Annotated in this window: 1 protein-coding gene; it reads left to right on the top strand. The window is 60.4% G+C overall.

What is annotated here, in order from left to right; genetic code table 11:
• Positions 1 to 174 precede the first annotated feature (174 nt).
• Positions 175 to 2,373 carry a TonB-dependent siderophore receptor gene (locus tag EC919_RS24545; RefSeq protein ID WP_133776896.1) on the top strand — a complete coding sequence of 733 codons (2,199 nt, stop codon included), beginning with the start codon at positions 175 to 177 and terminating at the stop codon, positions 2,371 to 2,373.
• Positions 2,374 to 2,926: the final 553 nt, after the last annotated feature.

The following is a 2,926-nucleotide window of genomic DNA, read 5'->3' as shown; positions in this document are numbered from 1 at the left end:
CCCTTGTTGTAACAGCGTTGAAAGAGGGCGTAGGACCAGCAGTGGCCCTTCGCCCTTTTTTACTATAAGAATGGTAATGAGAAACGTTCTTTGTTACATTTTCACGCTTTTTTGACATAAGCGGTCAATTTTGGGGCATTGCCCCGTGTGATTTCAAAGGGAGGGGGAGTTCGGATGGCGAGCAATAACAAGGGTCACTTCAAGGTCAATGCCTTGGCAGCGCTGGTCGCAACGGTCGCCTGCCACGGCGCGGCATGGGCGGCGGATGCCCCGGCCAAGGCCGAGCAGGGCGCCACCATCGAACTGCAGAATTCGGTGGTCACCGGTGAAGCGCCCGAAGGGCAGGAAACCGTTGGCTATCAGGTGAAAAACAGCACGGCGGGCACCAAGACCAGTACGCCGCTGTCGGAAACCCCGCGCTCGGTGTCGGTGGTGACACGCCAGCGCATTCAGGATCAGGGCTCGCAAACCCTGACCGACATCCTCGGTTACGTCCCCGGCATCTTCGCCCCACCCTTTGCCGTGGGCGACGGACTCGCGGGCGATCTGTTCTCCATTCGCGGCTACAACGCTACCGACTACGGTTACGGCCTGCTCAAGGACGGCTTGCGTCTGCAAGGCAACCGTTACGACACCACCACCGAACCCTATGGCCTGGAACGCACCGAAGTGTTTCGTGGCCCGAGCTCGATCCTCTACGGTGAAAACGCGCCGGGCGGGCTGGTCAACCTGGTCAGCAAGCGCCCGACCGAAACCGCCCAGGGCGAAGCCAAGTTCACCTACGGCAGCAACAACCGTCGGCAACTGTCCCTCGACGTGTCCGGCCCGCTGACCGACGACAACCGCATCCTCGGCCGCGTGGTCATGCTTGGCCGCAACGCCGACACCCAGGTCGATTCGGTGCCGGACGACCGCATCTACATCGCGCCGTCGATGACCTTCAACTTCGACGAAGACACCGCGCTGACCCTGCTCTCGTCGTACCAGCGCGATCGCACCAAGCTGCTGCTCGGCTATCCGGCGGCCGGCACCTTGCTGAACAACGTCAACGGCAAGATCGGCAAGGACCAGTTCAACGGCAACCCGAACTGGGACGACTTCGAGCGCGAAACCTGGACCCTGGGTTACGAGTTCAAGCACCAGCTCAACGACACCTGGCAGTTCCGCCAGAACTCGCGCTTCATGGAATCGCGCCTGGACCGTCACGAGACCTGGCCGAACAACCTGAACAACGCCGGTTTCGGCAGCACGCTGACCAGCACCGCGTACGACCGCGACAACAAGTCGATCACCTACTCGGTGGACAACCAGTTCGAAGGCCACTTCACTTCCGGCGCACTGGAAAATACCGTGTTGTTGGGCGCCAGCTATGACCGCACCTCGTTCAACCAGGACTGGGCGGCCGGCAACGGCGGCACGTACAACGCTTTCAATCCGGTGTACCCGTCGGGCGATCCGCGCATGATCGCGACGGTGCAGAACTCGCAGCTGGATCAGCAGATGTACGGCGCTTACGGCCAGTTGCAGAGCAAGTACAACAACTGGATCTACCTGTTGGGCGGTCGTCAGGACTTCGTCAACAGCCAGTACCGCAACCGCGCCGGCACCACCAGCGGCGCCGCGGACCTGGACGGCTGGGACCATCGTTTCAGCTGGCAGACCGGGTTGATGTACCAGTTCGAGAACGGTATTTCGCCGTACGTGAGTTACTCGACGGCGTTCACCCCGGTGCAGCAATCGTCGCAACCGAACGGCGAGTTGCTTGATCCGATTCTCAGCGAGCAGTACGAGATGGGTCTGAAGTACGAGCCGGCGGGCTGGAACACGACGTTCAGCGCGGCGGTGTTTGACCTGACCAAGACCCACGACGTGATTGCCGGTTCGAACGGGTTCAGCCGTCAGATCGGCAAGAGCGAGTCGAAGGGCGTGGAGCTTGAGGTCAACAGCGATGTGACGAAGAACCTGAGCCTGACGGCGTCGTACACCTACACCGATGCGCGGGTGACGAAGGACAGTCCGGGTTCGTTGTACGAGGATCATCAGTTGACCGGCATACCGCGTAATCAGGCGAGTACGTGGGCGACGTATCGCTTCCTCGACGGTCCGCTGAGCGGTTTCCGTGTGGGTGGCGGGGTGCGTTATTTCGATAATACGTTCGCGTATACCGCGCCGACGTTGTACGGGAAGTTGAAGACCGGTGATGTGACGCTGGTGGATGCGTTGGTGGGTTATGACATCGATAAGCATTGGTCGCTGGATGTGAATGCGAAGAATCTGTTCGATAAGGAGTATGTGAGCGGCTGCAATAACGCGGGTCGGTGTTATTGGGGCGAAGAGCGGACGGTGCTGGGGACCGTTGCTTTCCGTTGGTAGTTCGCAAGGGGTGAGAACATCAAGAGCGTCTGCCTGGGGGCAGACGTTTCGCCTTCGGCGAGTTACTTGGAAAAGCACCCCAAGTAACCAAGGGTGCTTGCTCTCGGTTTGGCCCGACTTCGTCGGGTTCCTTCACTCCGGCCCCGCTCCGTGGGCCCGCTGCCATCCGCCATCCATGGCGGGGGGCAGCTCTCGCCGCATCCATGCGGCTCGGCCCACTGCGCGAGACCTCCGTTCAGCCTGCACCCAAGTCGCGATTGGCGGTGTCTGGACTTGCTGCGTAGGAAGATCAAAAGCAACGGCAACGGCAACGGATTCCCGGCTGAAGCCCGTCCTACAGTCGAGGTCACCGCCAATTCCTCTGGACGCCTGCGATGCCTTTGTAGGACCGGCTTCAGCCGGGAAGAGGCCAGCCCAGGCGCCAACAATTTTTGCTGATTGCCCCCCCTCCCTGTATCGATCGTTCCCACGCTCTGCGTCACTAGTGTCCGGGGAAAGTTTGTCATAGCTGAAGGATGCCTTGGGCAGCCTTCAGCTTTTCAATGCTTTTCCT

Origin of the sequence: Pseudomonas graminis, assembly GCF_004364335.1 — a bacterium.
Classification (GTDB): Bacteria; Pseudomonadota; Gammaproteobacteria; order Pseudomonadales; family Pseudomonadaceae; genus Aquipseudomonas; species Aquipseudomonas graminis_D.
The sequence above is the reverse complement of the archived record's forward strand: the minus strand, read 5'-3'. Positions and strand labels throughout refer to the sequence as shown.

Bases quoted from the DNA above. Each gene is read 5' to 3' on its own strand.
- EC919_RS24545 (WP_133776896.1), top strand. From the start codon at position 175: ATGGCGAGCAATAACAAGGGTCACTTCAAGGTCAATGCCTTGGCAGCG.